General features: G+C 62.9%; 19 protein-coding genes. 18 read left to right on the forward strand and 1 reads right to left on the reverse strand.

Annotation, left to right across the window (positions count from 1 at the left end):
• Nucleotides 1-29: 29 nt before the first annotated feature.
• The 13 genes from BLQ92_RS02150 (at nt 30) to BLQ92_RS02210 (ending at nt 12,960) form a co-directional block, all read left to right on the forward strand.
• Complete coding sequence (locus tag BLQ92_RS02150) at nt 30-800, forward strand: ParA family protein (protein WP_090681171.1); 771 nt, start codon at nt 30-32, stop codon at nt 798-800.
• Nucleotides 801-853: 53 nt separating this feature from the next.
• Complete coding sequence (locus tag BLQ92_RS02155) at nt 854-1,744, forward strand: ParB/RepB/Spo0J family partition protein (protein WP_090681174.1); 891 nt, start codon at nt 854-856, stop codon at nt 1,742-1,744.
• 13 nt (nt 1,745-1,757) lie between these two features.
• Nucleotides 1,758-2,909 (forward strand): SLC13 family permease, encoded by a 1,152-nt coding sequence (locus tag BLQ92_RS02160; protein ID WP_425312405.1) that lies wholly within the window; start codon nt 1,758-1,760, stop codon nt 2,907-2,909.
• A gap of 280 nt (nt 2,910-3,189) precedes the next feature.
• Nucleotides 3,190-3,732 (forward strand): ATP synthase subunit I, encoded by a 543-nt coding sequence (locus tag BLQ92_RS02165; RefSeq protein ID WP_090681177.1) that lies wholly within the window; start codon nt 3,190-3,192, stop codon nt 3,730-3,732.
• Between the two features lie 153 nt (nt 3,733-3,885).
• Nucleotides 3,886-4,737, forward strand: a complete 852-nt coding sequence (gene atpB / locus BLQ92_RS02170) for a F0F1 ATP synthase subunit A (protein WP_090681872.1) — start codon at nt 3,886-3,888, stop codon at nt 4,735-4,737.
• Nucleotides 4,738-4,821: 84 nt separating this feature from the next.
• Nucleotides 4,822-5,091, forward strand: a complete 270-nt coding sequence (gene atpE, locus BLQ92_RS02175) for a F0F1 ATP synthase subunit C (RefSeq protein ID WP_007180033.1) — start codon at nt 4,822-4,824, stop codon at nt 5,089-5,091.
• A 138-nt stretch (nt 5,092-5,229) separates the two neighbouring features.
• Nucleotides 5,230-5,700 (forward strand): F0F1 ATP synthase subunit B, encoded by a 471-nt coding sequence (locus tag BLQ92_RS02180; RefSeq protein WP_090681180.1) that lies wholly within the window; start codon nt 5,230-5,232, stop codon nt 5,698-5,700.
• A gap of 2 nt (nt 5,701-5,702) precedes the next feature.
• On the forward strand, nt 5,703-6,242 hold the full coding sequence (locus BLQ92_RS02185; RefSeq protein WP_090681182.1) for a F0F1 ATP synthase subunit delta: 540 nt from the start codon (nt 5,703-5,705) through the stop codon (nt 6,240-6,242).
• A gap of 58 nt (nt 6,243-6,300) precedes the next feature.
• Nucleotides 6,301-7,842: a F0F1 ATP synthase subunit alpha gene (atpA, locus tag BLQ92_RS02190; RefSeq protein ID WP_090681185.1), complete on the forward strand. Its 1,542-nt coding sequence runs from the start codon at nt 6,301-6,303 to the stop codon at nt 7,840-7,842.
• A gap of 187 nt (nt 7,843-8,029) precedes the next feature.
• Nucleotides 8,030-8,914, forward strand: coding sequence for a F0F1 ATP synthase subunit gamma (atpG, locus tag BLQ92_RS02195; protein ID WP_090681188.1), 885 nt, complete (start codon nt 8,030-8,032; stop codon nt 8,912-8,914).
• A gap of 92 nt (nt 8,915-9,006) precedes the next feature.
• The gene (gene atpD / locus BLQ92_RS02200) at nt 9,007-10,401 is read left to right on the forward strand and encodes a F0F1 ATP synthase subunit beta (RefSeq protein WP_090681191.1); all 1,395 of its coding nucleotides are present in this window, start codon (nt 9,007-9,009) and stop codon (nt 10,399-10,401) included.
• Nucleotides 10,402-10,489: 88 nt separating this feature from the next.
• On the forward strand, nt 10,490-10,915 hold the full coding sequence (locus BLQ92_RS02205) for a F0F1 ATP synthase subunit epsilon (protein WP_011490288.1): 426 nt from the start codon (nt 10,490-10,492) through the stop codon (nt 10,913-10,915).
• Nucleotides 10,916-11,229: 314 nt separating this feature from the next.
• Nucleotides 11,230-12,960 carry an AMP-binding protein gene (locus BLQ92_RS02210; RefSeq protein ID WP_090681193.1) on the forward strand — a complete coding sequence of 577 codons (1,731 nt, stop codon included), beginning with the start codon at nt 11,230-11,232 and terminating at the stop codon, nt 12,958-12,960.
• A gap of 837 nt (nt 12,961-13,797) precedes the next feature.
• Here BLQ92_RS02210 and BLQ92_RS02220 read toward each other — a convergent pair.
• Nucleotides 13,798-14,637 carry a transporter substrate-binding domain-containing protein gene (locus BLQ92_RS02220; protein WP_090681196.1) on the reverse strand — a complete coding sequence of 280 codons (840 nt, stop codon included), beginning with the start codon at nt 14,635-14,637 and terminating at the stop codon, nt 13,798-13,800.
• Between the two features lie 189 nt (nt 14,638-14,826).
• Here BLQ92_RS02220 and hemE point away from each other — a divergent pair, with 189 nt between their 5' ends.
• The 5 genes from hemE (at nt 14,827) to putA (ending at nt 24,974) form a co-directional block, all read left to right on the forward strand.
• Entirely contained in the window at nt 14,827-15,939 is a 1,113-nt protein-coding gene (gene hemE, locus BLQ92_RS02225) for a uroporphyrinogen decarboxylase (RefSeq protein WP_090681874.1), read from the forward strand.
• A 456-nt stretch (nt 15,940-16,395) separates the two neighbouring features.
• On the forward strand, nt 16,396-18,651 hold the full coding sequence (locus BLQ92_RS02230; protein WP_244106014.1) for a primosomal protein N': 2,256 nt from the start codon (nt 16,396-16,398) through the stop codon (nt 18,649-18,651).
• Nucleotides 18,652-18,898: 247 nt separating this feature from the next.
• On the forward strand, nt 18,899-20,341 hold the full coding sequence (locus BLQ92_RS02235) for a YeiH family protein (RefSeq protein WP_090681201.1): 1,443 nt from the start codon (nt 18,899-18,901) through the stop codon (nt 20,339-20,341).
• Nucleotides 20,338-20,577: a hypothetical protein gene (locus BLQ92_RS02240; RefSeq protein WP_244106013.1), complete on the forward strand. Its 240-nt coding sequence runs from the start codon at nt 20,338-20,340 to the stop codon at nt 20,575-20,577. The genes BLQ92_RS02235 and BLQ92_RS02240 overlap by 4 nt, the downstream gene beginning before the upstream one ends.
• Before the next feature lie 467 nt (nt 20,578-21,044).
• Entirely contained in the window at nt 21,045-24,974 is a 3,930-nt protein-coding gene (putA, locus tag BLQ92_RS02245; protein WP_090681204.1) for a trifunctional transcriptional regulator/proline dehydrogenase/L-glutamate gamma-semialdehyde dehydrogenase, read from the forward strand.
• Nucleotides 24,975-25,008 lie beyond the last annotated feature (34 nt).

A 25,008-nucleotide genomic window follows, 5' to 3' on the forward strand; every position in this document is an offset into this window, starting at 1 on the left:
TCCAGGCAGCAAAAAGGGACACACCAACGATGGCAAAAATCTTCTGCGTTGCGAACCAGAAGGGCGGCGTCGGCAAGACGACGACAACGGTCAATCTCGCCGCGAGCCTCGCATCGCAGGGACAACGTGTCCTGCTCATCGACCTGGACCCGCAGGGTAATGCCACGATGGGCAGCGGTATCGACAAGGCTGCCTGTGCGAATACCGTCTACGAAGTGCTGGTGGATGGCGTGGCCGTGGCCGACGCCCGCGTGCGGCCCGAAGCGGTCTCGTACGATGTACTGCCGGCCAACCGCGAGCTGGCGGGTGCCGAAGTCGAACTGGTCAATGTACCGAATCGCGAACGTCAGTTGAAAGACGCGCTGGCGCTGGTGCTAGGCGAATACGACTTTGTGCTGATCGACTGCCCGCCGGCCTTGTCGCTGCTCACCCTCAACGGTCTGTGCGCCGCGCATGGCGTGGTGATCCCGATGCAGTGCGAGTACTTCGCACTGGAAGGGCTGTCGGACCTGGTCAATACGATCAAGCAGGTGCACGCAAACCTCAACCGCGATCTGAAGGTGATCGGCCTCTTGCGCGTGATGTTCGATCCGCGCATCACGCTGCAACAACAGGTCTCGGATCAATTGAAAGAGCACTTTGGCGACAAGGTGTTCGACGTCGTCATTCCGCGCAACGTCCGTCTTGCCGAGGCGCCGAGCTACGGGCTGCCGGGCGTGGTGTTCGACCGGGCCTCGCGCGGCGCGCAGGCCTATGTGCAATTCGGCGCGGAAATGATTGAACGGGTACGCGCGATCTGACGCGCGAGCATGGATAAATGGGACCGCCCGGCGTTTTCCTGAAAGGAAGCACGATGAATGCAGCAGTAGCAAGAAAGAAGGGATTGGGCCGCGGGCTGGAGGCTTTGCTCGGCGGTAGCGCGGACATCACCGAGGCGGTGAAGATCGACAGCGCGCCGCACGTGCTGCCGCTCGGCAAGCTGCAGGCCGGCAAGTACCAGCCGCGTACGCGCATGGACGAAGGCGCGCTGCAGGAACTGGCCGCGAGCATTCGCGCGCAAGGCTTGATGCAACCGATCCTCGTGCGCCCGGTCTCGGCGGACAAGTACGAAATCATCGCCGGCGAACGGCGTTTCCGCGCGGCGCGTCTGGCTGGCCTCGACGAAGTGCCGGTGCTGGTGCGGGATGTGCCCGATCAGGCCGCAGCCGCGATGGCGCTGATCGAGAACATTCAGCGCGAAGACCTGAATCCGCTGGAAGAGGCGCAGGGCATCCAGCGCCTGCTCGACGAATTCGGCTTTACGCATGAGCAGGCGGCCGAGTCGGTAGGGCGCTCGCGCAGTGCGGTGTCGAACCTGCTGCGTCTGTTGAATCTGGCCAGCCCCGTGCAGACGATGCTGCTGGCCGGCGATCTCGACATGGGCCATGCCCGCGCCCTGCTGGCGGTGGACGCCGCCACGCAGATCACGCTCGCCAACCAGGTGGTCAACAAGCGCATGTCGGTGCGTGAAACCGAAAAGCTGGTGACCACGACCACCAAGGCGGTGCCGGCGGTCAAGGCGAAGGCGAACAACGACGGCGGCCGCGATACGCGCCGCCTCGAAGAAGAGTTGTCGGATCTGCTGGCCGCAACGGTCAAGATCAAGCTCGGCCGCCGCGGACGCGGCCAGGTGCTGGTGGACTTCGGCGACCTCGACGCGCTCGAGGGCATCCTCGTCCGCCTGCGCGGCAGCGCCACCGCCTGAGCGGTAGAGCGTTGTGACGTTTGCCGCGCGCGAGTCCGAAACCGCCAGAAGTAGCCCGCTGCGAAAGCTGATCGCCCTTGCGACGAAAGAGCCGGTGCTGTCGGTTCTCGTCGTCGCACTGATCGCGCTGCAGTGCCTGCACCCGCGCCCGTGGCGCTCGTTGCCGGGGCTCGTGGACTGGCAAACCGTCCTGACACTAGCAGGACTCCTGATCTTAACCAAGGCCATCGAATTATCAGGATTCCTGATGTGGATGGCGCACCGTGTCATCCACTCCATCCACTCGGAACGGGGCCTCGCCTTTTTACTGATCGGGCTGGCGGCAGCGCTCTCTACATTGCTAACCAATGACGTCGCATTGTTCGTTGTGGTCCCGCTCACCTTGTCGTTGCATGAACTCACGCCGCTGCCGCTCAAGCGCCTTGTGATCTTCATCGCGTTGTCGGTGAATGCGGGCTCGGTCCTGACGCCGCTCGGCAATCCGCAAAACCTTTTTCTCTGGCAAACCAGCGGCGTCTCATTTGGCGGCTTCGTCTGGGGCCTGGCTCAATTGTGCGCCGCCTTGATGGCGATGCTTTACCTGCTGGCGGCGTTCAGCTTCCGCGCAACGCCGCTTGATCTCTCGAAAGACGCCGTCCCCCACGATGTCGACCGGCGGCTAGTCGGCGTCGCCACATTGCTGTTTGTCGCCTTCGTGCTGCTGGCCGACTCGCACCATGCCGGCATCGGACTCGTGGGCGTCATGGGCGGCTTCCTGCTGTGGCGCCGCGAGATCGTGCTGAAGATCGACTGGCTGCTGCTGCTGATCTTCGTGTTCATGTTCGTCGTGTTGCGCAGCGTCGCGGCGCTGCCGTGGGTGCATGAGGTGGTCGGCCAATTGGGCCTTTCTACGTCGCTGCGCGCTTTTGCCGCAGGGGCCGTTCTGTCGCAAGGGATCAGCAATGTCCCGGCAGCGATCATGCTCGCCGAGTTCACCAAGGACTGGCGTGCCCTGGCATTCGGTGTCAGCGTGGGCGGCTTCGGTATCGCGATTGGATCGCTCGCCAATCTGATCGCCGTGCGTTTGTCGAAGCAGCGCGGCATGTGGTTGCCGTTTCACCTTTACGCCGTGCCGTTCTGGCTGGTCGCAGCAGCAGTGGGCGGCTGGCTGTTGTTGCATATTTGACACGGACGCGAGAGCGTCCTTCGTGCTAGTCATCCCTCGTCAATCAGGCCGATTCATCGCGCATTTTTCGCCATCGCCCAGCAGCCTTACATTTGACGTCCTCTGACCTTCGAAACGGGTTTTCCCGCATCATGGCGCGCCTTTTCACACGGGTTATTGAACGGCCTAAAGTCTTGAATTGCCTGCAACTATCGCTTACAATCGCCCGGATTTAATTGCACGGCAACCCCGTAAGCGTCTCGTAAGCTGATGGGCGGCACCAGACTTTCGGAACACTGCGATGGCGGTCAAAACGTCGAATCAAGCGCCGCAAAATGGGCGCGACGAACACCGCGCAGAACGCAAGTTTTCCGCTGTGTCGGGTCAGCCCCTTACACATGACGATGCGTGGGACGCTGAGCAGCAAGATAACAATATCGTTCCGCTCACGCGGGCTGAAGCAGAAAAGCTGTTCGGTCCGAATGTGAGTCGTCCATCGCGTGTCACGCCTTTCAAGGTCGTGATAGCGCAAATGGTTTTGTCCCTGGGTGTTACGCTGGTGTGGTGGCTGTTCTACAAGCCGCCGGGCGCTGCTGCGCTGTCCGCGTTCCTGGGGGGAGCGATCTGCTGGGTGCCGGGTGCGATGTTCGCGGCACGCCTAAGAACACTGAGCGGCGCCGAAACAGTGATGAGCTGGGTACTCGGCGAAGCGCTCAAGATGGGGACAACGATCGCGATGTTTGTAGCCATCGCTTTCTGGTATCACGACGTACGCTGGGTTCCGCTGCTCGTGACCTACCTCATTGCATTGAAGACGTACTGGATCGCGCTCGCCTGGCGGTGAGCGGTGAAGTAACGCAAAAAATACAGGCTGGCGCGCGGCGCCGGCAAAACGGCGCGCGGGTAAGACATGACCTGCGCCGGCGTGTTCCCGCAATACACTATTGCGCGGGAGCAGCCCCGAACGATTTTCGACAATTTGGGTGGCATTAACGATATGGCAGCTAGCGAAGGAACGCGCGCGATGGATCCGTCCGAGTACATCGCGCACCACTTGCAGAACTTCTCCACCGCGCACCAGACGTCGATTTTCGATATCCACGTCTGGAATCTCGACACCCTGTTCTGGTCGATCGTTTGCGGCCTGCTCACCATCTTCATCCTGAATCTCGCTGCCCGTAAGGCGACTTCCGGCGTGCCTGGCCGTTTCCAGTGCGCGATCGAAATGCTGGTCGAGATGGTCGAAGACCAATCGAAGTCCATGATTCACGGCAGCCGCACGTTCATTGCGCCGCTCGCGCTGTTCGTGTTCGTCTGGGTTGCCCTGATGAACTCGCTCGACTTTATCCCTGTCGACCTGCCGGGCCGTGTGATCGGCTGGCTGGGTCTCTCGCAAGTCATCCCGCACCACCGCATCGTTCCGACGGCCGACCTGAACGGCACGATCGGCATTGCACTCGGCGTGTTCGTGCTGATGATTTACTACAACTTCAAGATCAAGGGCGCTGGCGGCTTCATTCATGAACTGCTGTCCGCTCCGTTCGGCGCGCATCCCCTGCTGTGGATCCCGAACCTGGCACTGAACATCATCGAGTTCGTCGCAAAGACGGTTTCCCTCGGCATGCGGCTGTTCGGCAACATGTACGCGGGCGAACTGTTGTTCCTGCTGATTGCCCTCCTGGGCAGCATCTGGAGCTTCGGCGCGGACACGACGGTGCTTGGCTTCATCGGCCACGTGATCGCCGGCAGCGTGTGGGCCATCTTCCACATTCTGATCGTGCTGCTGCAGGCGTTCATTTTCATGATGCTGACGCTGGTGTACCTCGGCCAGGCACACGACAAGCACTAACCTGCGCTGTCGAACAACGAATCGCTTTAGCTTTTTGGTTTTTTAAATCCTAGTTTTCAAAAGACTTTTCACAAAGGAGTGATCATGCAAGCTTTCATCGCCAACATCCAGGGTCTGACCGCCATCGGTATCGGCATCATCATCGGCCTGGGTGCTATCGGCGCCTGTATCGGTATCGGCCTGATGGGCGGCAAGTACATTGAAGCATGCGCTCGTCAGCCGGAACTGATGAACCCGCTGCAAACCAAGATGTTCCTGCTGGCTGGTCTGATCGATGCGGCGTTCCTGATTGGCGTTGGTGTGGCAATGCTGTTTGCGTTCGCGAACCCGCTGCTGTCGAAGCTGGCAGGCTGAGGTTCCTCGGAAGTTTGCGCCTGAGCTATAACTGGTAAAGGCGCAGGGCGGAACGGGCACTTGGGCGCTGATCGAATACAGAATCGATGAGCGCCTTGCCGTTTCACTTTCCGAACTAGCAACGTTTAAGGAAACACCGTGAATCTCAACGCAACCCTGTTTGCGCAAATGGTCGTGTTCCTGATCCTCGCGTGGTTCACGATGAAGTTCGTGTGGCCGCCGTTGGTCAACGCCCTCGACGAGCGCGCGAAGAAGATCGCCGAAGGTCTGTCTGCCGCTGAAAAGGGCAAGGCGGAACTGGAAGCCGCGCACAAGCGCGTCGACCAGGAACTGGCACAGGCACGCAACGATGGTCAGCAACGCATTGCTGACGCCGAAAAGCGCGCAGTGACCCTCGCTGACGAAATCAAGGCCCAGGCCCAAGCTGAAGCCGCCCGTATTCTCGCGCAAGCGAAGGCCGATGCAGACCAGCAAGTCGTCAAGGCGCGTGAAGCGCTGCGCGGCGAAGTCGCTGCACTCGCCGTCAAGGGCGCTGAACAGATCCTGAAGCGCGAAGTCGACCAGGCAGCTCACGCTGACCTGCTGAATCAACTGAAAGCCGAGCTCTGATCATGGCCGAACTTGCAACCATCGCCCGTCCGTACGCAGAAGCGCTGTTTGGCGTGGCCGAAGCTGGTGACATCGCCGCCTGGTCCACGCTCGTGCAGGAGCTGGCACAGGTTGCGCGTCTGCCCGAAGTGCTGTCGATCGCCACGAGCCCGAAAGTAAGCCGCGCCCAGGTCAGCGAACTGCTGCTGGCCGCGGTCAAGTCGCCGCTCAAGGACAACGCCCAAGCGAAGAATCTGGTGCAAATGCTGGTGGACAACCACCGCCTGCCCTTGCTGCCGGAAATCGCCACGCAGTTCGAAGCGTTGAAGAACGCGCGCGAAGGCGCGGCTGATGCGCTGATCGTCAGCGCATTCCCGCTCGAAGGCGCGCAGTTGAACGATCTCGTCGCCAGTCTCGAACACAAGTTCAAACGCAAGCTGAAGCCGGTGGTCGAGGTCGACTCGTCGCTGATCGGCGGCGTGCGTGTGACGGTCGGCGATGAAGTGCTCGATACCTCGGTCCGCGCGCGGCTTGCCAGCATGCAGACGGCTCTGACGGCCTGAAGCGCGTGAAGCGCTGAAGCGGCTGGCACGCAACAGAATTGACTATCAGGAGCGAATAATGCAACTCAATCCCTCTGAGATCAGCGAGCTGATCAAGAGCCGGATCCAGGGCCTTGAAGCGAGCGCAGACGTTCGCAACCAGGGCACCGTGATCTCCGTGACCGACGGTATCGTGCGTATCCACGGCCTGTCGGAAGTGATGCAGGGCGAAATGCTCGAATTCCCGGGCAACACCTACGGTCTCGCGCTGAACCTCGAGCGCGACTCGGTCGGCGCCGTGATTCTGGGTGAATACGAACACATTTCGGAAGGCGACATCGTCAAGACGACGGGCCGCATTCTCGAAGTGCCGGTGGGTCCGGAACTGCTCGGCCGCGTGGTCGACGCACTCGGCAACCCGATCGATGGCAAGGGCCCGATCAACGCGAAGCACACCGACGCCATCGAAAAGATTGCACCGGGCGTGATCTGGCGTAAGTCGGTGTCGGAGCCGGTCCAGACCGGCCTGAAGTCGATCGACGCAATGGTGCCGGTTGGCCGTGGCCAGCGCGAGCTGATCATTGGCGACCGCCAGTGCGGCAAGACGGCTGTGGCTGTCGACACGATCATCAACCAGAAGGGCAAGAACCTGTTCTGTATCTACGTCGCGATCGGCCAGAAGGCTTCGTCGATCATGAACGTGGTGCGCAAGCTCGAAGAAACCGGCGCGCTGGAATACACCATCGTCGTGGCCGCTTCGGCTTCGGAATCGGCTGCGATGCAATACCTCGCACCGTACGCCGGCTGCTCGATGGGCGAATACTTCCGCGATCGCGGCCAGGACGCGCTGATCGTTTATGACGACTTGACCAAGCAAGCCTGGGCATACCGTCAGATCTCGCTGCTGCTGCGCCGCCCGCCGGGCCGTGAAGCTTACCCGGGTGACGTGTTCTATCTGCACTCGCGTCTCCTGGAACGTGCGGCTCGCGTCTCGGAAGAGTACGTCGAGAAGTTCACGAACGGCGAAGTGAAGGGCAAGAGCGGTTCGCTGACGGCACTGCCGGTCATTGAAACGCAAGCAGGCGACGTGACCGCATTCGTTCCGACGAACGTGATCTCGATTACCGACGGCCAGATCTTCCTGGAAACCGACCTCTTCAACGCAGGTATCCGCCCGGCAATTAACGCCGGCGTGTCGGTGTCGCGCGTTGGTGGTGCGGCTCAGACGAAGGTCGTGAAGAAGCTGTCGGGCGGTATCCGTACCGACCTGGCTCAGTACCGTGAACTGGCTGCGTTCGCGCAGTTCGCTTCGGACCTCGACGAAGCCACCCGCAAGCAGCTGGAGCGCGGCCGCCGTGTGACGGAACTGCTGAAGCAGCCGCAGTATCAGCCGCTGCAAGTGTGGGAACTGGCCGTTGCGCTGTTCGCTGCGAACAACGGTTACCTCGACGATCTGGAAGTCGCACAAGTGCTGCCGTTCGAAAAGGGCCTGCGTGATTACCTGAAGTCGAAGCACGCTGACCTGATCAAGCGCATTGAAGACACCAAGGAACTCTCGAAGGACGACGAAGGCACGCTGCACGCTGCCCTCAAAGACTTCAAGAAGTCCGGCGCTTATTGATCCGCGAGTGACCCGCAAGGCATAAACGGACCATGAAGCGGCGCGGGCCGCATGTGAATGCCCCCGCGCCGCTTCGAACGCTTTGCATGGGACCCGGGTGGTGCCAAAGCGCTAACTCGGGCCGACGCTTTGCATGGGACCCGAGTAACCGCTAAAGCGGTAACTCGGGCCGACAAAGGAGTAAGCAATGGCTGGAATGAAGGAAATTCGCGGCAAGATCAAGAGCGTGCAAAACACGCGCAAGATCACGAAAGCGATGGAGATGGTGGCCGCATCGAAGATGCGCCGCGCTCAGGAGCGCATGCGCGCTGCTCGCCCGTATGCCGACAAGGTCCGCGACATCGCTGCGCACATGAGCCGTGCGAACCCCGAGTATCGTCACCCGTTCATGGTGTCGAACGAAGGTGCGAAGACGGCTGGCATCATCCTCGTCACGACCGACAAGGGTCTGTGCGGCGGTATGAACACGAACGTGCTGCGCGCCGCGCTGCAGAAGTTCAAGGAACTGGAAGGCCAGGGCAAGTCGATCGAAGCAACGGCGATCGGCACCAAGGGTCTCGGCTTCCTGAACCGCCTGCGTGCGAAGGTTGTGTCGAACGTCGTGCATCTGGGCGACACGCCGCACCTCGAGAAGTTGATCGGCGCGGTGAAGGTGCAGCTCGACATGTACTCGGAAGGCAAGATTTCCGCGGTGTACCTGGCGTACACGCGCTTCGTCAACACGATGAAGCAGGAAGCGGTGATCGAGCAACTGCTGCCGCTGTCGGCAGACCAGTTCGAGCGCACGGAAGAGGACGGCACGGTACCGAGCACGTCGTGGGATTACATCTACGAGCCGGACGCACAGGCAGTGGTGGACGAGTTGCTCGTGCGTTATGTGGAAGCGCTGGTGTATCAAGCCGTCGCGGAAAACATGGCGTCGGAGCAGTCGGCACGGATGGTCGCGATGAAGGCCGCTTCGGACAACGCGAAGACGGTCATCAACGAACTGCAGCTCGTGTACAACAAGAGCCGTCAGGCCGCGATCACGAAAGAACTGTCGGAAATCGTCGGTGGCGCCGCTGCGGTCTGACCGTAACGGTCAGGCGCGCGCTCAAATGCGGCGAGCCCCATCGAAACTGCGCCTTTGCGCGAGTGAAGAATTGAGTATCTAAAGGAAAAGCGATGAGTACTACTGCTTTGGTAGAAGGCAAGATCGTACAGTGCATCGGCGCGGTGATCGACGTGGAATTCCCGCGTGAGCACATGCCGAAGATTTACGACGCGCTCATTCTCGACGGTTCGGAACTGACCCTCGAAGTCCAGCAGCAGCTGGGCGACGGCGTTGTCCGTACCATCTGTCTGGGTGCATCCGACGGCCTGCGCCGCGGCACGACGGTGAAGAACACCGGCAAGCCGATCAGCGTGCCGGTCGGCAAGCCGACCCTCGGCCGGATCATGGACGTGCTGGGCCGTCCGATCGACGAAGCGGGTCCGATCAACTCGGACGTCACGCGCGGCATTCACCAGAAGGCTCCGGCGTTCGACGAACTGTCGCCGTCGACCGAACTGCTCGAAACGGGTATCAAGGTTATCGACCTGATCTGCCCGTTCGCCAAGGGCGGCAAGGTGGGTCTGTTCGGTGGCGCCGGTGTGGGCAAGACCGTGAACATGATGGAACTGATCAACAACATCGCTAAGGAACACGGTGGTTATTCCGTGTTCGCCGGTGTTGGCGAGCGTACCCGCGAAGGGAACGACTTCTATCATGAAATGAAGGACTCGAACGTTCTCGACAAGGTCGCGCTGGTGTACGGCCAGATGAACGAGCCGCCGGGCAACCGTCTGCGTGTCGCGCTGACCGGTCTGACGATGGCTGAGCATTTCCGTGACGAAGGTCTGGACGTGCTGTTCTTCGTCGACAACATCTACCGTTTCACGCTGGCCGGTACCGAAGTGTCGGCACTGCTCGGCCGTATGCCGTCGGCAGTGGGCTATCAGCCGACGCTGGCTGAAGAAATGGGTAAGCTGCAAGAGCGTATTACGTCGACCAAGACTGGCTCGATCACGTCGGTGCAGGCCGTGTACGTCCCTGCGGATGACTTGACCGACCCGTCGCCGGCTACGACCTTCGGCCACCTGGACGCAACCGTCGTGCTGTCGCGTGACATCGCTTCGCTGGGTATCTACCCGGCAGTCGACCCGCTCGATTCGACCTCGCGTCAGATCGACCCGAACGTGATTGGCGAAGAGCACTACTCGATCACGCGCGGCGTGCAGCAAACGCTGCAGCGCTACAAGGAACTGCGCGACATTATCGCGATTCTGGGCATGGACGAACTGGCGCCGGAAGACAAGCTCGCCGTCGCGCGCGCTCGTAAGATCCAGCGTTTCCTGTCGCAGCCGTTCCACGTCGCTGAAGTGTTCACGGGCTCGCCGGGCAAGTACGTGCCGCTGAAGGAAACGATCCGCGGCTTCAAGATGATCGTCGGCGGTGAGTGCGATCATCTGCCGGAGCAGGCGTTCTACATGGTCGGCACGATCGACGAAGCCTTCGAAAAGGCCAAGAAGATCCAGTAACGGTTTGAGTGTAGGCAACGAGGCGCGGTTTTCGCGGTAACGTCAGAATCGCGCCGAACGCATCACGCTCAACCTGGAAGGAGTCGATATGGCAACCATTAAAGTAGACGTCGTCAGCGCGGAAGAGCAGATCTTCTCGGGTCAGGCGAAATTTGTGGCGCTGCCGGGCGAAGCGGGCGAACTCGGCATTCTGCCGGGCCACACGCCGCTCATCACGCGGATTCGTCCGGGTGCGGTGCGCATCGAAGCTGAAAACGGCGAAGAAGAGTTTGTGTTCGTCGCCGGCGGCATTCTCGAAGTCCAGCCAGGTGCAGTGACGGTTCTGGCCGACACGGCAATCCGCGGCAAGGACCTCGACGAAGCCAAGGCCGAAGACGCGCGCAAGCGTGCCGAAGAAGCGCTGCAGAACACGGGTTCGAACCTCGAATACGCAACCGCTCAGGCGGAACTCGCGTATGCGACGGCTCAGCTCGCTGCGATCCAGCGTCTGCGCAAGTTGCGCGGTCAGCACTAAGCGAGTCGCAAGCATTAGGGAAAAAGCAGCCTGACCGGCTGCTTTTTTTTCGGCCACAATTGACGTTTACGGAAAGGGAAGCCAGCCCATGCTCGTGACCTGTGGCTTTTGGCCCGTGCCGCGATATGACGAAGGTCCCTGCGGGTAACACTTGATGCCGCACGCTCGTACCCGAGCGCACAATCGGCTTCAAATTTACGCCCCAGGAACTGGCTGGCCCCCCCGTATTGATGACCTCAACGGGTGCCTGGCGCGAAGCGGCAGGCCTCGCGATGCTTAACAGAGAGCGACAATCCGCTCAGGGAGACAACACCATGGCAACGCACGCGTCGGGTGAAGGCGCACTGATTGAACCGAAGAACGGGCTGTCCTACGTACGCGGTTCGACCGATATTCCGTTGAGCGATGCGCCGGTCGGACAGTTTCTACTCGATACCGCGCGCCGCTTCGCCAACCGGCCCGCCGTGGTGTTCCGCGAGCAGGGCATCCGCTGGACCTGGGAGGTCTTCGCGCAAGAGGTCGACGTGCTGGCGGCGGGGCTGCTCGCGCTCGGCATCGTCAAGGGCGACCGGGTCGGCATCTGGTCTCCGAACCGGGTCGAGTGGCTGCTTACGCAGTTCGCCACGGCGCGGATCGGCGCCGTGCTGGTCAACATCAATCCCGCCTACCGGTTGGCCGAACTCGAGTACGCGTTAAACAAGGTCGGCTGCAAGGCGATCATCGCCGCCGAGCGCTTCAAGTCGTCGATGTATCTGCAGATGCTGGAGGAGCTGGCGCCCGAGCTGGCGACGCACACGCCCGGCGATCTGCATGCCGCTCGCCTGCCGGATCTGCGCATCGTGATCCGCATGACCGATCGCGGCGTGTCGGGCATGTTGAGCTTCTCAGACGTCATCGAGCAGGGACGCGCCACCCTCGATACCGCGAAGTTGAATGCGATCGCCGCCACGCTGTCGGCCGACGATCCGATCAACATCCAGTTCACCAGCGGCACGACCGGCAATCCGAAGGGCGCGACGCTCACGCACCGCAACGTCGTCAATAACGCCCGCTACATCGCGATGGCGATGCGTTTGTCCGAGCAGGACGGCCTTTGCATTCCGGTGCCGCTGTATCACTGCTTTGGCATGGTGCTGGCGGTGTTGGCCTGCGTCTCGGTCGGCGCCAACATGGTGTTCCCCGGCGAAGCCTTCGATCCGGCTGCGACGCTTGCCGCCGTCGCCGAGGAAAAATGCACGGCGTTGCACGGCGTACCGACCATGTTCATCGCCGAACTGGATCATCCGGACTTCGCGCGCTTCGACTTGTCGCGTCTGCGAACCGGCATCATGGCCGGCTCGCCGTGCCCGATCGAGACCATGAAAAAGGTCGTGTCCCAGATGCACCTTGCCGAAATCACGATCGCTTACGGCATGACGGAAACGAGTCCGGTCTCATTCCAGAGTTCGACCACCGACCCGCTCGACAAGCGCACCTCGACGGTGGGCCGCATCCAGCCGCATCTCGAAGTGAAGGTCGTCGACGCGCTCGGCAATATCGTGCCGGTCGGGGAGACGGGCGAGTTGTGCACCAAGGGTTACTCGGTGATGCGAGGCTATTGGGGCGACGAGGCCAAGACGCGCGAAAGCATCGTTGACGGCTGGATGCACACCGGCGATCTCGCCACGATCGATGCGGATGGCTATTGCAACATTGTCGGCCGCCTCAAGGACATGCTGATTCGCGGTGGCGAGAACATCTACCCGCGTGAGATCGAGGAGTTTCTGTTCCGCCATCCGAAGATCCAGAGCGTGCAGGTGTTCGGCGTGCCGGACGCGAAGTACGGGGAAGAGGTGTGCGCGTGGATCGTGCTGCGCGCCGGCGAGCAGGCGAGCGCCGAAGAGATTCAGGACTTCTGCCGTGGCCAGATTGCGCACTACAAGGTGCCGAAATACATCCGTTTCGTCGATGAACTGCCGATGACGGTGACCGGCAAGGTGCAGAAGTTCGTGATGCGCGAGCGGATGATCCAGGAGCTGCAGGTCAAGGAAGACAAGACGGCCTAAGGATACGGCACAGAAGCGAACCGGCGCGAACCAGAGGTGACGTCACGCAATCAATCCGTGACGCCGCCGCTGGATCTCGCCAGATAAGCGAGGGGATAACCACCGTTTGCGAAGCCCGGCTGGAGTAGCCAGGCGAGGCTCATCTGAGCAGCGCGCAAACGTTTGGCCAGAGAAAAAAAAAGCGGGCCTGGAGCCCGCTAAAAACCACACGCTACGGGGTTAGCGCGAGGAGACCATTGGAGGAACCGACTGGGCAAACGCACATGCGTCGACCACGGCCCCAGCAGGGATGCCCCTTTCCAGGGCTTCGGCGTGACGCCGACCGGCAAGTGCATCGTATCCGCTCACACCACGCACCCAGCCACATCCGTGTTGAAACCGTTGAAGGGCATTGTGGGCGAATAACTCTGCCAACGCGGTAACAAAGTGTTTCAGGTTGTAACGCCCGCCAGATAAGGCTCTGCGGGACTTTTTGCCATTGAAAGGCGTTTAAAATGTAATTAATACCGATGTTTCGAACGATTGTTCCATGGGGTCGGTCAATGCTAGTCGCGGTGCATCATGCACCGCTTCTGGTTCAGTTTTCACTGCATGAATACACGGTTGGCGCCGCGTTATGCCCGCTGGATAGGTGCCTGCGGGAGGCCAATCGAGGCCGCTAAACTGAGCGGCTGCAAGAAGAACACGCCCGTCACGCTGCAGCGCACTCTCGGGCACCAGCGGGTCAGCGCCGTGCCCGACCTCAGAAATCAGCCACGGCGACCGGGCTATTCGCTACCGGCTTACATGCAGAGGTACGGTTACAGGATTGTGGCGGTGAGCCGGAACCCTAAGCCGTCACTTCAACCATTTATCCGAAATAGCCTGGTATTCCCCCGTAGCGCGGGCGAGATGGAGCCACTGATCCACGTACTGCTGGAACACCACATCGCCGCGCGGCAGCAGCCAAGCTTTCTCACCGTACTGGAATGGCTTGTCCGGGTGGACCGAGCACAGCCCAGGATTGAGCTTTTGCTGCAGCAAAGTCTCGGACGCATCGGTCACCATCACATCGGCCTTGCCGGCCAGGATCTGCTTGAAGATGGTGACGTTGTCCGGATAGACGGTCAGGTTGGCGTGCGGGAAATACTGCCTGGCGAAGCGCTCGTTCGTGCCGCCCGGGTTGACGATGACACGGGTGGACGGCTGGTCGATCTCGGCGACGGTTTGATACTTGTTCACGTCGTCGCAGCGCACGATCGGCGTTTTGCCGTCGACCATGTACGGCTGCGTGAAGAAGGCGCGTTTTTGCCGCTCGAGGGTAGGCGAGACGCCGCCGACGCCGATATCGCACTTCGCGACGAAGTCGTTCATCAGGTTGGGCCACGAGGTCTTCACGTACTCGGCCTTCACGCCCAGCGACTTGGCGAGCGACTCGGTCATGTCGATGTCGATGCCTTCGAATTGCCCGTCGCCTTTGTAGAACGAGTACGGCTTGTAGTCGCCGGTCGTGCAGGCGCGCAACGTGCCGCGCGCCAGAATCTCGTCAAGCCGCGCCGGCGCGGGCGTGGCGCCGCCGCCAGCCATAGCGCCGGGCGCGTTGGAGGGCGTCACGGAAGCGCTTTGCGCGCTCGCTATATTTACACCGCCAGCAGCACCCAGCAGCGCTACGATCAGGACCCCTGCTGCATTCTTCATCGTGTCTCCTCGTACAGCGTGATTGTTCGATAAGGCAGCCGATCATAGCCCGGCAATTCCCAACTGAACATCGGCCGGATAGCCAAGGCGCGTCACAGCAGCAGGCCGTTATTGCCCACATCAACGAAGATGCAGGATCGCGCGGGCTGGGTCCGGTAAAATGCCCCTTTGCCTTCAGTCGCACGCAACGTGGCCCATAACCTTCTCAACGACACTTTCCTGCGCGCACTGCTGCGCCAGCCGACCGACTACACGCCGATCTGGCTGATGCGTCAGGCGGGCCGCTACTTGCCGGAATACAACGCCACGCGTAGCCGCGCCGGCAGTTTCCTCGGTCTTGCGAAGAGCCCGGCGTATGCGACCGAAGTCACGCTGCAGCCGCTCGATCGCTATCCGCTGGACGCGGCCATCCTGTTCTCCGACATTCTCACGGTGCCCGACGCAATGGGCCTCGGGCTGGAGTTCGTGGCCGGCGAAGGGCCGAAGTTTGCCCGCCCGGTGCGTACCGAAGCCGACGTCGCGCGCCTTGCCGTGCCGGATATCGACGCCACGCTGCGCTATGTGACCGACGCAGTGCGCGAAATCCGCAAGGCGCTGACGGACGCACAGGGCCGCCAGCGCGTGCCGCTGATCGGCTTCTCCGGCAGCCCGTGGACGCTTGCGTGCTACATGGTGGAAGGCGGCGGTTCGGATGACTTCCGCACCGTGAAGTCGATGCTGTACGCTCGGCCGGATCTGATGCAGCGCATCCTCGAGGTGAACGCGCAGTCGGTGGCGGCGTACCTGAACGCACAGATCGAAGCGGGCGCCCAGGCCGTCATGATCTTCGACACCTGGGGCGGTGCACTCGCGGACGGCATCTACCAGCGCTTCTCGCTCCACTACATCGAGCAGGTGGTCCGCCAGCTCAAGCGCGATCACGACGGCGAAAAAGTCCCGGTCATCACCTTCACGAAGGGCGGCGGCCTCTGGCTCGACGAGATCGCGGCAACCGGCGTCGACGCGGTCGGCCTCGACTGGACCGTGAATCTTGCCCGCGCGCGCGAGCGCGTCGGCGGCCGGGTGGCGCTGCAGGGCAATATCGATCCTTCGGTGCTATTTGCCCCGCCTTCGGCGATTCGCATGGAAGCGCGTGCGGTGCTCGACAGCTTCGGCAATCATCCGGGCCACGTCTTCAACCTCGGCCACGGCATCTCGCAGTTCACGCCGCCGGAAAACGTCGCCGAACTGGTCGACGAGGTGCACCGCCACAGCCGCGCCATTCGCGCTGCTGGAGCAGGCAACACGGCGCCGGATGCGTGACAGTTTTGTTGCACTGCGGCGATCCGGGCTCTCTGGCTAAGGGAAAAATAGTGTTAACTGGACCGCCGGATGGCGCTTCCGCGGTTGTCAAGACTTGACTTATACACATTCATCACGCTGCGGCGCGGTAGAGGCTTTCATCTCAGGATAGCGCTTGCAAGTTGCATGCGCATTTGATCAAGTCCTTGACTGGCAAGGGTTTCGTGGGCTCCCGAGGGAATGTGCGAAAACCCACACAATGCAGCAACGGCGCGGTTTTCCAGCCTCCCGTACGGAGTTGTTAACAAAGTTATCCACAGGTTGTACGGACCAAGCGCAATTGTTCAGTCGAATCCAAAACTTAGCGCCGGAAGTGAAGTTTTACTTTAACTTCGCCGCGTCCACTGCCTCTTCATGGCGCGCCGTGCCGGTCAGCGCGGCCTGCCGGCCGGCTCCGTTCGCCTCTTTCGAACCAACGTGAGCTCCGTCTTCGTCCGCGTCGCGCTCGATCATCCGCTGCCGACCCTGTTCGACTATCGCTGCGACGCTGCCGAGCCGCCAAGGCCCGGCACGCTCGTCGCGGTGCCGTTCGGCAGGCGCCAGGTGGTGGGGCTCGTGTGCGAAGTGACCGCTCACAGTGACGTACCGGCAAACAAGCTGCGGGCTGTTGATAGCATCTGCGAGGCGTGTCCGCCTTTATCGGCCGAGTGGCTGGCGCTCGCCGCCTTTGCGGCCGACTACTACCAGCGCGGACTCGGCGAAGTTGCGTTGCCCGCTTTGCCGCAAGCGCTGCGCGACGCCTCGCGCTGGGGCCGCCTGCTCGCGCCGCAGGAGCGCTACCGCCTGTTGCCGGCTGGGCACGCCGCACTGCCGGACGCGTTGCCGGCCCGCGCGAGCGCCTTGCGGCGACTCGCCGAGGCCCTGAAAGAGGCCGAAGCACTGCTGGTGGCCGACGCCCGCGTGATCCATCCGAAGGCCGCGGCGACACTCGATGCCTGGCAAGCCGAAGGCTGGGTTGCACTGGAGGTGACCGAAGCGGCTGCTGCGGTTGCGCCACCAGTGAGCCAGGCGTCGCAACCAGCGGCGCCGCCCGTGCTGCCGACGCTTACCGGCGAGCAGGAAGCCGCGGTCGAGGCGATCCGCGATGCCCAGGGCTTCGCGCCGTTTCTGCTGCATGGCGTGACCGGCAGCGGCAAGACCGAGGTGTACTTGCGCGCGCTCGCCGCCATCCTCGAGGCGCGACCGGACGCGCAGGCGCTCGTCCTCGTTCCCGAAATTAATCTCACGCCGCAATTCGAAGCCGCTTTCCGGGCCCGTTTCGCGGCGCTCGACGGCACCTCGATCGTCACTCTGCACAGCGGTCTCGCGGAGGGTGAACGGGCGCGCAACTGGTTTGCGGCACACAGCGGCCGTGCGCGCATTGTGCTCGGCACGCGCCTCGCGATCCTTGCGTCGCTGCCGGAACTGGCGATCATCGTCGTCGACGAGGAGCACGATCCCGCCTACAAGCAGCAGGAAGGCTTGCGCTACTCGGCACGCGATCTGGCCATCTGGCGCGCCAAGCAACTGGGACTGCCGGTGGTGCTCGGCTCCGCTACGCCGTCGCTGGAAAGCTGGTGGCAGGCCGACCAGGGGCGCTACACGCGGCTCACGCTGTCGCGCCGCGCGGTTGCCGAAGCCGTGCTGCCCACCGTCAAGCTGATCGACCTCGAAGAAGAACGGCGGCGCGGCCGGGCGTCGGTGGAAGGGCTGTCCGGGCCGCTCATCGCCGCGTTGAAAACGCGCCTCGAAAAGGGCGAACAAAGCCTCGTATTTCTCAACCGCCGGGGCTACGCACCGCAACTCGCCTGCGACGCCTGCGGCTGGGTGGCCGGCTGTCCGCGCTGTAGCGCCTACGTCGTGCTGCATAAGCCGGAGCGCGCGCTGCGCTGCCACCATTGCGGGTGGGAAGCGAGGATTCCGCGTTCGTGCCCGGATTGCGGCAACGTCGATATCGCGCCGCTCGGGCGCGGCACGCAGCGCGTCGAGGAAACGCTGGCGAGTGCAGTGCCGGGGGCGCGCGTGCTGCGCATCGACGCTGACAGCACGCGCCGCAAAGGCAGCGCGCAGGCGCTGTTCTCGGACGTGCATGCCGGGGATGTGGATATTCTCGTGGGCACGCAGATGATCGCCAAGGGTCACGATTTTCAGCGCGTCTCGCTGGTGGGCGTGCTCAATGCGGACACGGCGCTGTTTTCGCACGACTTCCGGGCGAGCGAGCGGCTGTTCGCCCAATTGATGCAGGTCAGTGGCCGCGCCGGCCGCGCCGGCTTGCCCGGCGAGGTGCTGGTGCAGACGCGCTATCCGCGCCACGCGCTGTATCACGCGCTGGCGCGGCACGACTATGTCGGCTTTGCCAATTCCACGCTGACCGAGCGCCGCGACGCGCATCTGCCGCCATTCGTCTATCAGGCCTTGTTGCGAGCCGAAGGGCGCACGCTCGAAGCCGCGCTGGTCTTTCTGCAGCAGGCCGCCGCGGCGCTGGCGGAGATGCCGTCGGCCGAGCGCGTGACGGTCTATGACGCGGTGCCGCTGACCATCGTCAAGGTGATGCATGTGCATCGCGCCCAACTGCTGATCGAGAGCGCGTCGCGTGCCGCCTTGCAGGCGACGCTGCGCGCCTGGCAACCCGTGTTGCGGACGCTGAAGGGTGTGCTGCGCTGGAATCTCGAAGTCGACCCGCTGGATATCTGAGGCGGGCCGGCGCTCTGCTAGTACGGCGGCGGACTGGCGGGATCACTCGCCCGGGCGCACGAACACCCACGACACCCAAGACGCCCAGCCCCCGCCGTTCGCTCAAATCCCTTTCAGTCATATTCATAGAGCGAAAGGTCGTTTCATTTCTGAAAGCCGCTCGACTATATTTCGCGGAATCGGCGCAGTTTCAACAACAATCCCAACTTCTCCCGCGCCGACGCACCTCACCTTTCGGGGCTTTGCGATGAGCGATACCAATCACAGCCTGCCGGCGGGCGCAGCACCGGCGAAACCCGATCCCAACCGTGACACTACCGCCAAACGCGGCGGTGGCGGCTTGTTCGCCACTGAAGACTGGTGGGCCGTCTGGATCGGCCTGCTGGTGATCGTCGTCGCATGGGCTTTGTTCGCCTCAGGCAGCAGCATCAAATGGCTCGCAGTCGCGCCGGCAAAATGGTCGGACCCGGGCGCGGCCGCTCAGGACCTGCTCAAGCACGTGCCGAATTACGCGGCGCTCTTCGTCGTATTTGCCGTGCTGTTCGGCGTGAGCCTCGCCGCCTTGAAGCAGCGGCTCGCGCATTTCCTGCCCGCGTTCCTGATCCTGTTCGTCGCCTCCGTGCTGATTTTCACGCTGGGTGCATGGGTCAACGCGTCGAAGTACAACCTCGAACCGCCGCTGGTTGCACTCGCACTCGGTCTGGTGATCTCGAATCTGTTCCGCTTGCCCGAGTGGTTCGCGGCTGGCTTGCGCGTCGAGTTTTATATCAAGGTGGGGATCGTGCTGCTCGGCGCGACGCTGCCGTTCACCTTGCTCGTCTGGGCCGGTCCGGTGGCCGTCGGCCAGGCGAGCATCGTCTCGCTGGTGACGTTCTTCGTGATCTTCTTCGTCGGCAAGGCGTTCGGTCTCGATCGCCGCTTTGCCGCGGTGCTGGGCGTGGGCGGCGCGGTGTGCGGCGTCTCGGCGGCGATTGCGATTGCGGGCGCCGTGCGTGCCAAACGCGAGCAGGCTTCGGTGGCGATCACGCTGGTGATCCTGTGGGCCATCGTGATGATCTTCGTGCTGCCGTTCGTGTCGCGCTCGCTAGGACTATCGACGGCGGTTGCCGGCGCCTGGATCGGCACTTCCGAGTTCGCGGACGCGGCCGGCATCGCTGCCGCGCAAGCCTATGGAGATTTTGCCAGGCATGCCGGCGGCGCGATTGCCGGCGCGCCGGAAGCCTCGTTGCAGGCGTTCACCTTGATGAAGGTGGTGGGCCGCGACATCTGGATCGGCATCTGGGCGTTCGTGCTGGCGCTGGTTGCAACGACGCGCTGGGAGAGCGAGGACAGCGGCGTCAAAGCCAAGGCGAATCCGGGCGAGATCTGGGCTCGCTTTCCGAAATTCGTGATCGGCTTCGTGATCGCATCGGCGCTCGTGACGTGGATCGCGAGCCACTATTCGCTGGCCGATTACCGCAAGGTCGTGACACCGGAGTTCGTCGCGCCGATCACTGCGCTGCGCACCTGGGCGTTCATTTTCTGTTTTCTCAGCATTGGCCTGACGACGCGGTTGCGCCTGCTGAGCGCCACCGGCGTAAAGCCGTTCCTCGCGTTCACGGCCGGCGTCGTCGTCAATATCGCCATCGGCTACGCGCTGTCCGCGCACGTGTTCGCATCGTATTGGAATAGCTTGGGGCAGGGGTCGTGACGGCTATTGCGGAACGTGCCGAGGCCGCCACGCAGGCGCTGCGCGCGTGCCGGCCGAGTTGCGCCGGTTGCCGGTATCGCGCTGACGATCGAGAAACGCTGGAGCAGAGCATCCCGGGCCTCACTGTGTTCAGTTCAGGGTTTGGGGCAAGCGTGGCGGAGAGCCGGCTCTGTCGTCTGCACGACCAGTTCGTCTCGCCGCAGGACTCCTGCGGCCAGTTCACGCCGCCCGCCTGAGAGCGCTGCCTGAGGATGCTTATTCCCGGACGGCGCCGCGGGTGTCGCCGGACGAGTCGCGCGCGGCGACTGTTTCCCGCGACACCGAGCAGGTCGCTCCGCGAATGAAGAACACCGCGCACGTGGCGCACATCGTCCAGATTCCTGCCACTACCAGCCACTTTTCCATTTCGACTACCCCTCACAAGCCCCGTAACGTGCGCTTTTGCGCATCCATGATCTGTATAACGGCGCGGTTCTCGTTTCGATAAGGGTTGTCAAAAAAGAAATTGCTAAGGGAAAGTCCTGGTCCCCAGTGGCGCCGGTCCGGCGCGCCGCCACCAGCGCGAAACCCCGGTGGCACAAGACTTTGTCAATGGTGCAACCATGCTATTTGGATGGTTGCACCTTTTTATTGGGAGGCGTAGGATTCGGCCAACTTTTGGTCTTTGGCCGGCGCGGGTTGGCTGGCATATGAAGAAGGAAACATGGCTAGCACCACCCTTGGCGTCAAGGTCGACGACCTCCTGCGTTCCCGGCTGAAAGATGCCGCTACCCGTCTCGAACGCACTCCGCACTGGCTGATCAAGCAGGCGATCTTCGCGTACCTCGAACGAATCGAGCACGGCCAGTTTCCCGCCGAGCTGTCCGGCGTGCATGGCTCGGCCGATCTGGCCGACGGCGCGAGCGTCGAATCCGAAGAGGACGGCGCCTCGCATCCGTTCCTCGACTTCGCACAGAATGTGCAACCGCAATCGGTGCTGCGTGCCGCGATCACGGCGGCCTACCGCCGTCCCGAGCCGGAATGCCTGCCGTTCCTGCTGGGCCAGGCGCGCTTGCCGGCCAACCTCGCCAATGACGTAGAGGCGATGGCGAGCAAGCTCGTCGAAACGCTGCGCGGCAAGAGCCGTGGCGGCGGCGTCGAAGGCCTGATCCACGAGTTTTCGCTGTCGAGCCAGGAAGGCGTGGCGCTGATGTGCCTCGCCGAAGCGCTGCTGCGGATTCCCGATCGCGCGACCCGCGACGCCTTGATCCGCGACAAGATCAGCAAGGGCGACTGGAAATCGCACGTCGGCCAGGCGCCGTCGCTGTTCGTCAATGCCGCCACGTGGGGCTTGATGATCACCGGCAAGCTGGTGACGACCAATAGCGAAACGGGTCTGTCGTCGGCGCTTACGCGTCTGATCGGCAAGGGCGGCGAGCCGCTGATCCGCAAGGGCGTCGACATGGCGATGCGCCTGATGGGCGAACAGTTCGTCACCGGCGAGAACATCTCCGAGGCGCTGGCCAACAGCCGCAAGTTCGAAGCGCGCGGTTTCCGCTACTCGTACGACATGCTCGGCGAAGCGGCCACCACCGAAGCCGACGCGCAGCGCTACTACGCCTCCTACGAGCAGGCGATCCACGCCATCGGCAAGGCGGCCGGCGGCCGCGGCATCTACGAAGGCCCGGGCATCTCGATCAAGCTGTCGGCTCTGCACGCACGCTATTCGCGCTCGCAGTACGAACGCACGATGAACGAGCTGCTGCCGCGTGTGCGCTCGCTCGCGATCCTCGCGCGCCGCTACGACATCGGCCTGAACATCGACGCTGAAGAAGCCGACCGCCTCGAAATCTCGCTCGACCTGCTCGAAGCGCTGTGCTTCGATCCGGAGCTGGCGGGCTGGAACGGCATCGGTTTCGTGGTGCAGGCGTATCAGAAGCGCTGCCCGTTCGTGATCGACTACATCGTCGATCTGGCGCGCCGCAGCCGTCACCGCATCATGGTGCGCCTCGTGAAGGGCGCGTACTGGGATAGCGAAATCAAGCGTGCGCAAGTGGACGGCCTCGAAGGCTATCCGGTCTACACGCGCAAGATCTACACCGACGTGTCGTACCTCGCCTGCGCGAAGAAGCTGCTCGGCGCGCCGGACGCGGTCTATCCGCAGTTCGCTACGCACAACGCGCATACGCTCTCGGCGATCTATCACCTCGCGGGCCAGAACTACTATCCCGGCCAGTACGAGTTCCAGTGCCTGCACGGCATGGGCGAGCCGCTCTATGAAGAAGTCACGGGCCGCGACAAGCTGAACCGCCCGTGCCGCGTGTATGCACCGGTCGGCACGCATGAAACGCTGCTGGCGTATCTGGTGCGGCGTCTGCTGGAAAACGGCGCGAATACGTCGTTCGTGAACCGGATCGCCGACGAAAGCGTCGCGATCAAGGATCTGGTGGCCGACCCGGTCGACGAAGCGTCGAAGATCGTGCCGCTTGGCGCGCCGCACGCGAAGATTCCGCTGCCGCGCAATCTGTACGGCGCCGAGCGTCTCAATTCGATGGGCCTCGATCTCTCGAACGAACACCGCCTGGCGTCGCTGTCGTCGGCACTGCTGGCGAGTGCGCATCATCCGTGGCGTGCGGCCCCGATGCTCGAAGACAACGAAATCGCCGTGGGCACGTCGCGCGACGTGCGCAATCCGGCCGATCATCGCGACCTCGTCGGCACGGTTGTCGAAGCCACGGCGGAGCACGTGAGCGCTGCGCTCGCGCATGCCGTGGCTGCTGCGCCGATCTGGCAAGCGACGCCGGTGGAAGCACGCGCCGATTGCCTCGCCCGTGCTGCCGACCTGCTCGAAGCGCAGATGCATACGCTGATGGGTCTGGTGGTGCGCGAAGCGGGCAAGTCGCTGCCGAACGCGGTGGCGGAAATCCGCGAAGCGATCGACTTCCTGCGTTACTACTCCGCGCAGATCCGCACCGAGTTTTCGAACGACACGCACCGCCCGCTCGGTCCGGTCGTCTGTATCAGCCCGTGGAACTTCCCGCTGGCGATTTTCATGGGTCAGGTTGCGGCTGCTCTCGCTGCCGGCAACACGGTGCTGGCGAAGCCGGCCGAACAAACCCCGCTGATCGCGGCGCAAGCAGTGCGCATCCTGCGCGAAGCCGGCGTGCCGGCCGGCGCGGTGCAACTGCTGCCCGGCGACGGCGAAACCGTCGGCGCGGCGCTGGTGGCCGACGCTCGTACGCGGGCAGTGATGTTCACCGGTTCGACCGAAGTCGCACGCCTGATCAACAAGACGCTGTCGAGCCGTCTCGATGCCGATGGCAAGCCGATTCCGCTGATCGCCGAAACCGGCGGCCAGAACGCGATGATCGTCGATTCGTCGGCGCTCGCCGAACAGGTGGTGGCGGACGTGCTGAACTCGGCGTTCGACTCGGCCGGTCAACGTTGTTCCGCGCTGCGCGTTCTTTGTTTGCAGGACGACGTCGCGGATCGCACGCTGGAAATGCTGAGCGGCGCGATGCGCGAGCTGGCGGTGGGCAACCCGGATCGCCTGTCGATCGACGTCGGTCCGGTGATCGATGTGGAAGCAAAACGCGGTATCGACGCGCATATTGCCTCGATGCGCGAAAAGGGCCGCAAGGTCGTGCAACTGTCGATGCCGGAAGGCTGCACGCCCGGCACCTTCGTACCGCCGACGCTGATCGAACTCGACAGCATCGACGAACTGAAGCGCGAAGTGTTCGGCCCGGTGCTGCATGTGGTTCGCTACCGCCGCAGTGCGCTCGACAAGCTGCTCGAGCAGATCCGTGCGACCGGCTACGGCCTGACGCTCGGCATCCATACGCGTATCGATGAAACGATCGCGCATGTGATCAGCCGCGCGCATGTGGGCAACATCTATGTGAACCGCAACGTGGTGGGCGCGGTGGTCGGCGTGCAACCGTTCGGCGGCGAAGGCCTGTCGGGCACGGGTCCGAAGGCAGGCGGCGCGCTGTATCTGCAGCGGTTGCTCGCGACGCGTCCGGCTGGGCTGCCGAAAACGCTGGCACAGGCGCTCGTCGCCGATGCCCCGCAGACGGCTGAAAACAGCGACAATCCGTCCTCGGCGCTGACCGCGTTGCGTGACTGGCTGATCAGCGAGCGTCAGGCGTCACTGGCGGCGCGTTGCGACGGCTACCTGTCGCAAGGCCTCGCGGGCGCGACGGCTGTGCTGCCCGGACCGACCGGCGAGCGCAACACTTACACGCTCGGCGCGCGCGGCACGGTGCTGTGCGTGGCGTCGACGGCGAGCGGCGCACGCGTGCAGTTCGCGGCGGCGCTGGCCACCGGCAATCGCGCGTTGTTCGAAGGCGCAGCCGGCGAGCAACTGGTGTCGGCGCTGCCCGCCGCGCTCAAGCAGTATGCGAGCGTGAAGAAGAGCGCTGACGCTGCGTTTGACGCGGTGCTGTTCGAAGGCGATAGCGACGAACTGTTGGGGCTGGTGAAGGAAGTCGCCAAACGCACTGGCCCGATCGTTTCGGTGCAGGGCGTCGCAGCGCGCGCGCTGGAGAGCGGCGAAGAGGACTACGCGCTCGAACGTCTGTTGACGGAGCGTTCGGTCAGCGTGAACACCGCAGCGGCAGGCGGTAATGCGAATTTGATGACGATCGGTTGAGCGAACCTTTAACGGTCGATTCAATAAAACGGAA

The sequence above is a fragment of the Paraburkholderia phenazinium genome (genome assembly GCF_900100735.1).
GTDB classification, from domain to species: domain Bacteria; phylum Pseudomonadota; class Gammaproteobacteria; order Burkholderiales; family Burkholderiaceae; genus Paraburkholderia; species Paraburkholderia phenazinia.

What these genes read in the sequence shown, in the direction of transcription:
- BLQ92_RS02150 (WP_090681171.1), top strand. Translation starts at nt 30, where the DNA reads ATGGCAAAAATCTTCTGCGTTGCGAACCAGAAGGGCGGCGTCGGCAAG.
- putA (WP_090681204.1), top strand. Translation starts at nt 21,045, where the DNA reads ATGGCTAGCACCACCCTTGGCGTCAAGGTCGACGACCTCCTGCGTTCC.
- BLQ92_RS02185 (WP_090681182.1), top strand. Translation starts at nt 5,703, where the DNA reads ATGGCCGAACTTGCAACCATCGCCCGTCCGTACGCAGAAGCGCTGTTT.
- atpG (WP_090681188.1), top strand. Translation starts at nt 8,030, where the DNA reads ATGGCTGGAATGAAGGAAATTCGCGGCAAGATCAAGAGCGTGCAAAAC.
- atpE (WP_007180033.1), top strand. Translation starts at nt 4,822, where the DNA reads ATGCAAGCTTTCATCGCCAACATCCAGGGTCTGACCGCCATCGGTATC.
- BLQ92_RS02210 (WP_090681193.1), top strand. Translation starts at nt 11,230, where the DNA reads ATGGCAACGCACGCGTCGGGTGAAGGCGCACTGATTGAACCGAAGAAC.
- atpD (WP_090681191.1), top strand. Translation starts at nt 9,007, where the DNA reads ATGAGTACTACTGCTTTGGTAGAAGGCAAGATCGTACAGTGCATCGGC.
- BLQ92_RS02235 (WP_090681201.1), top strand. Translation starts at nt 18,899, where the DNA reads ATGAGCGATACCAATCACAGCCTGCCGGCGGGCGCAGCACCGGCGAAA.
- BLQ92_RS02205 (WP_011490288.1), top strand. Translation starts at nt 10,490, where the DNA reads ATGGCAACCATTAAAGTAGACGTCGTCAGCGCGGAAGAGCAGATCTTC.
- BLQ92_RS02155 (WP_090681174.1), top strand. Translation starts at nt 854, where the DNA reads ATGAATGCAGCAGTAGCAAGAAAGAAGGGATTGGGCCGCGGGCTGGAG.
- atpA (WP_090681185.1), top strand. Translation starts at nt 6,301, where the DNA reads ATGCAACTCAATCCCTCTGAGATCAGCGAGCTGATCAAGAGCCGGATC.
- BLQ92_RS02220 (WP_090681196.1), bottom strand. Translation starts at nt 14,637, where the DNA reads ATGAAGAATGCAGCAGGGGTCCTGATCGTAGCGCTGCTGGGTGCTGCT.
- BLQ92_RS02165 (WP_090681177.1), top strand. Translation starts at nt 3,190, where the DNA reads ATGGCGGTCAAAACGTCGAATCAAGCGCCGCAAAATGGGCGCGACGAA.
- atpB (WP_090681872.1), top strand. Translation starts at nt 3,886, where the DNA reads ATGGCAGCTAGCGAAGGAACGCGCGCGATGGATCCGTCCGAGTACATC.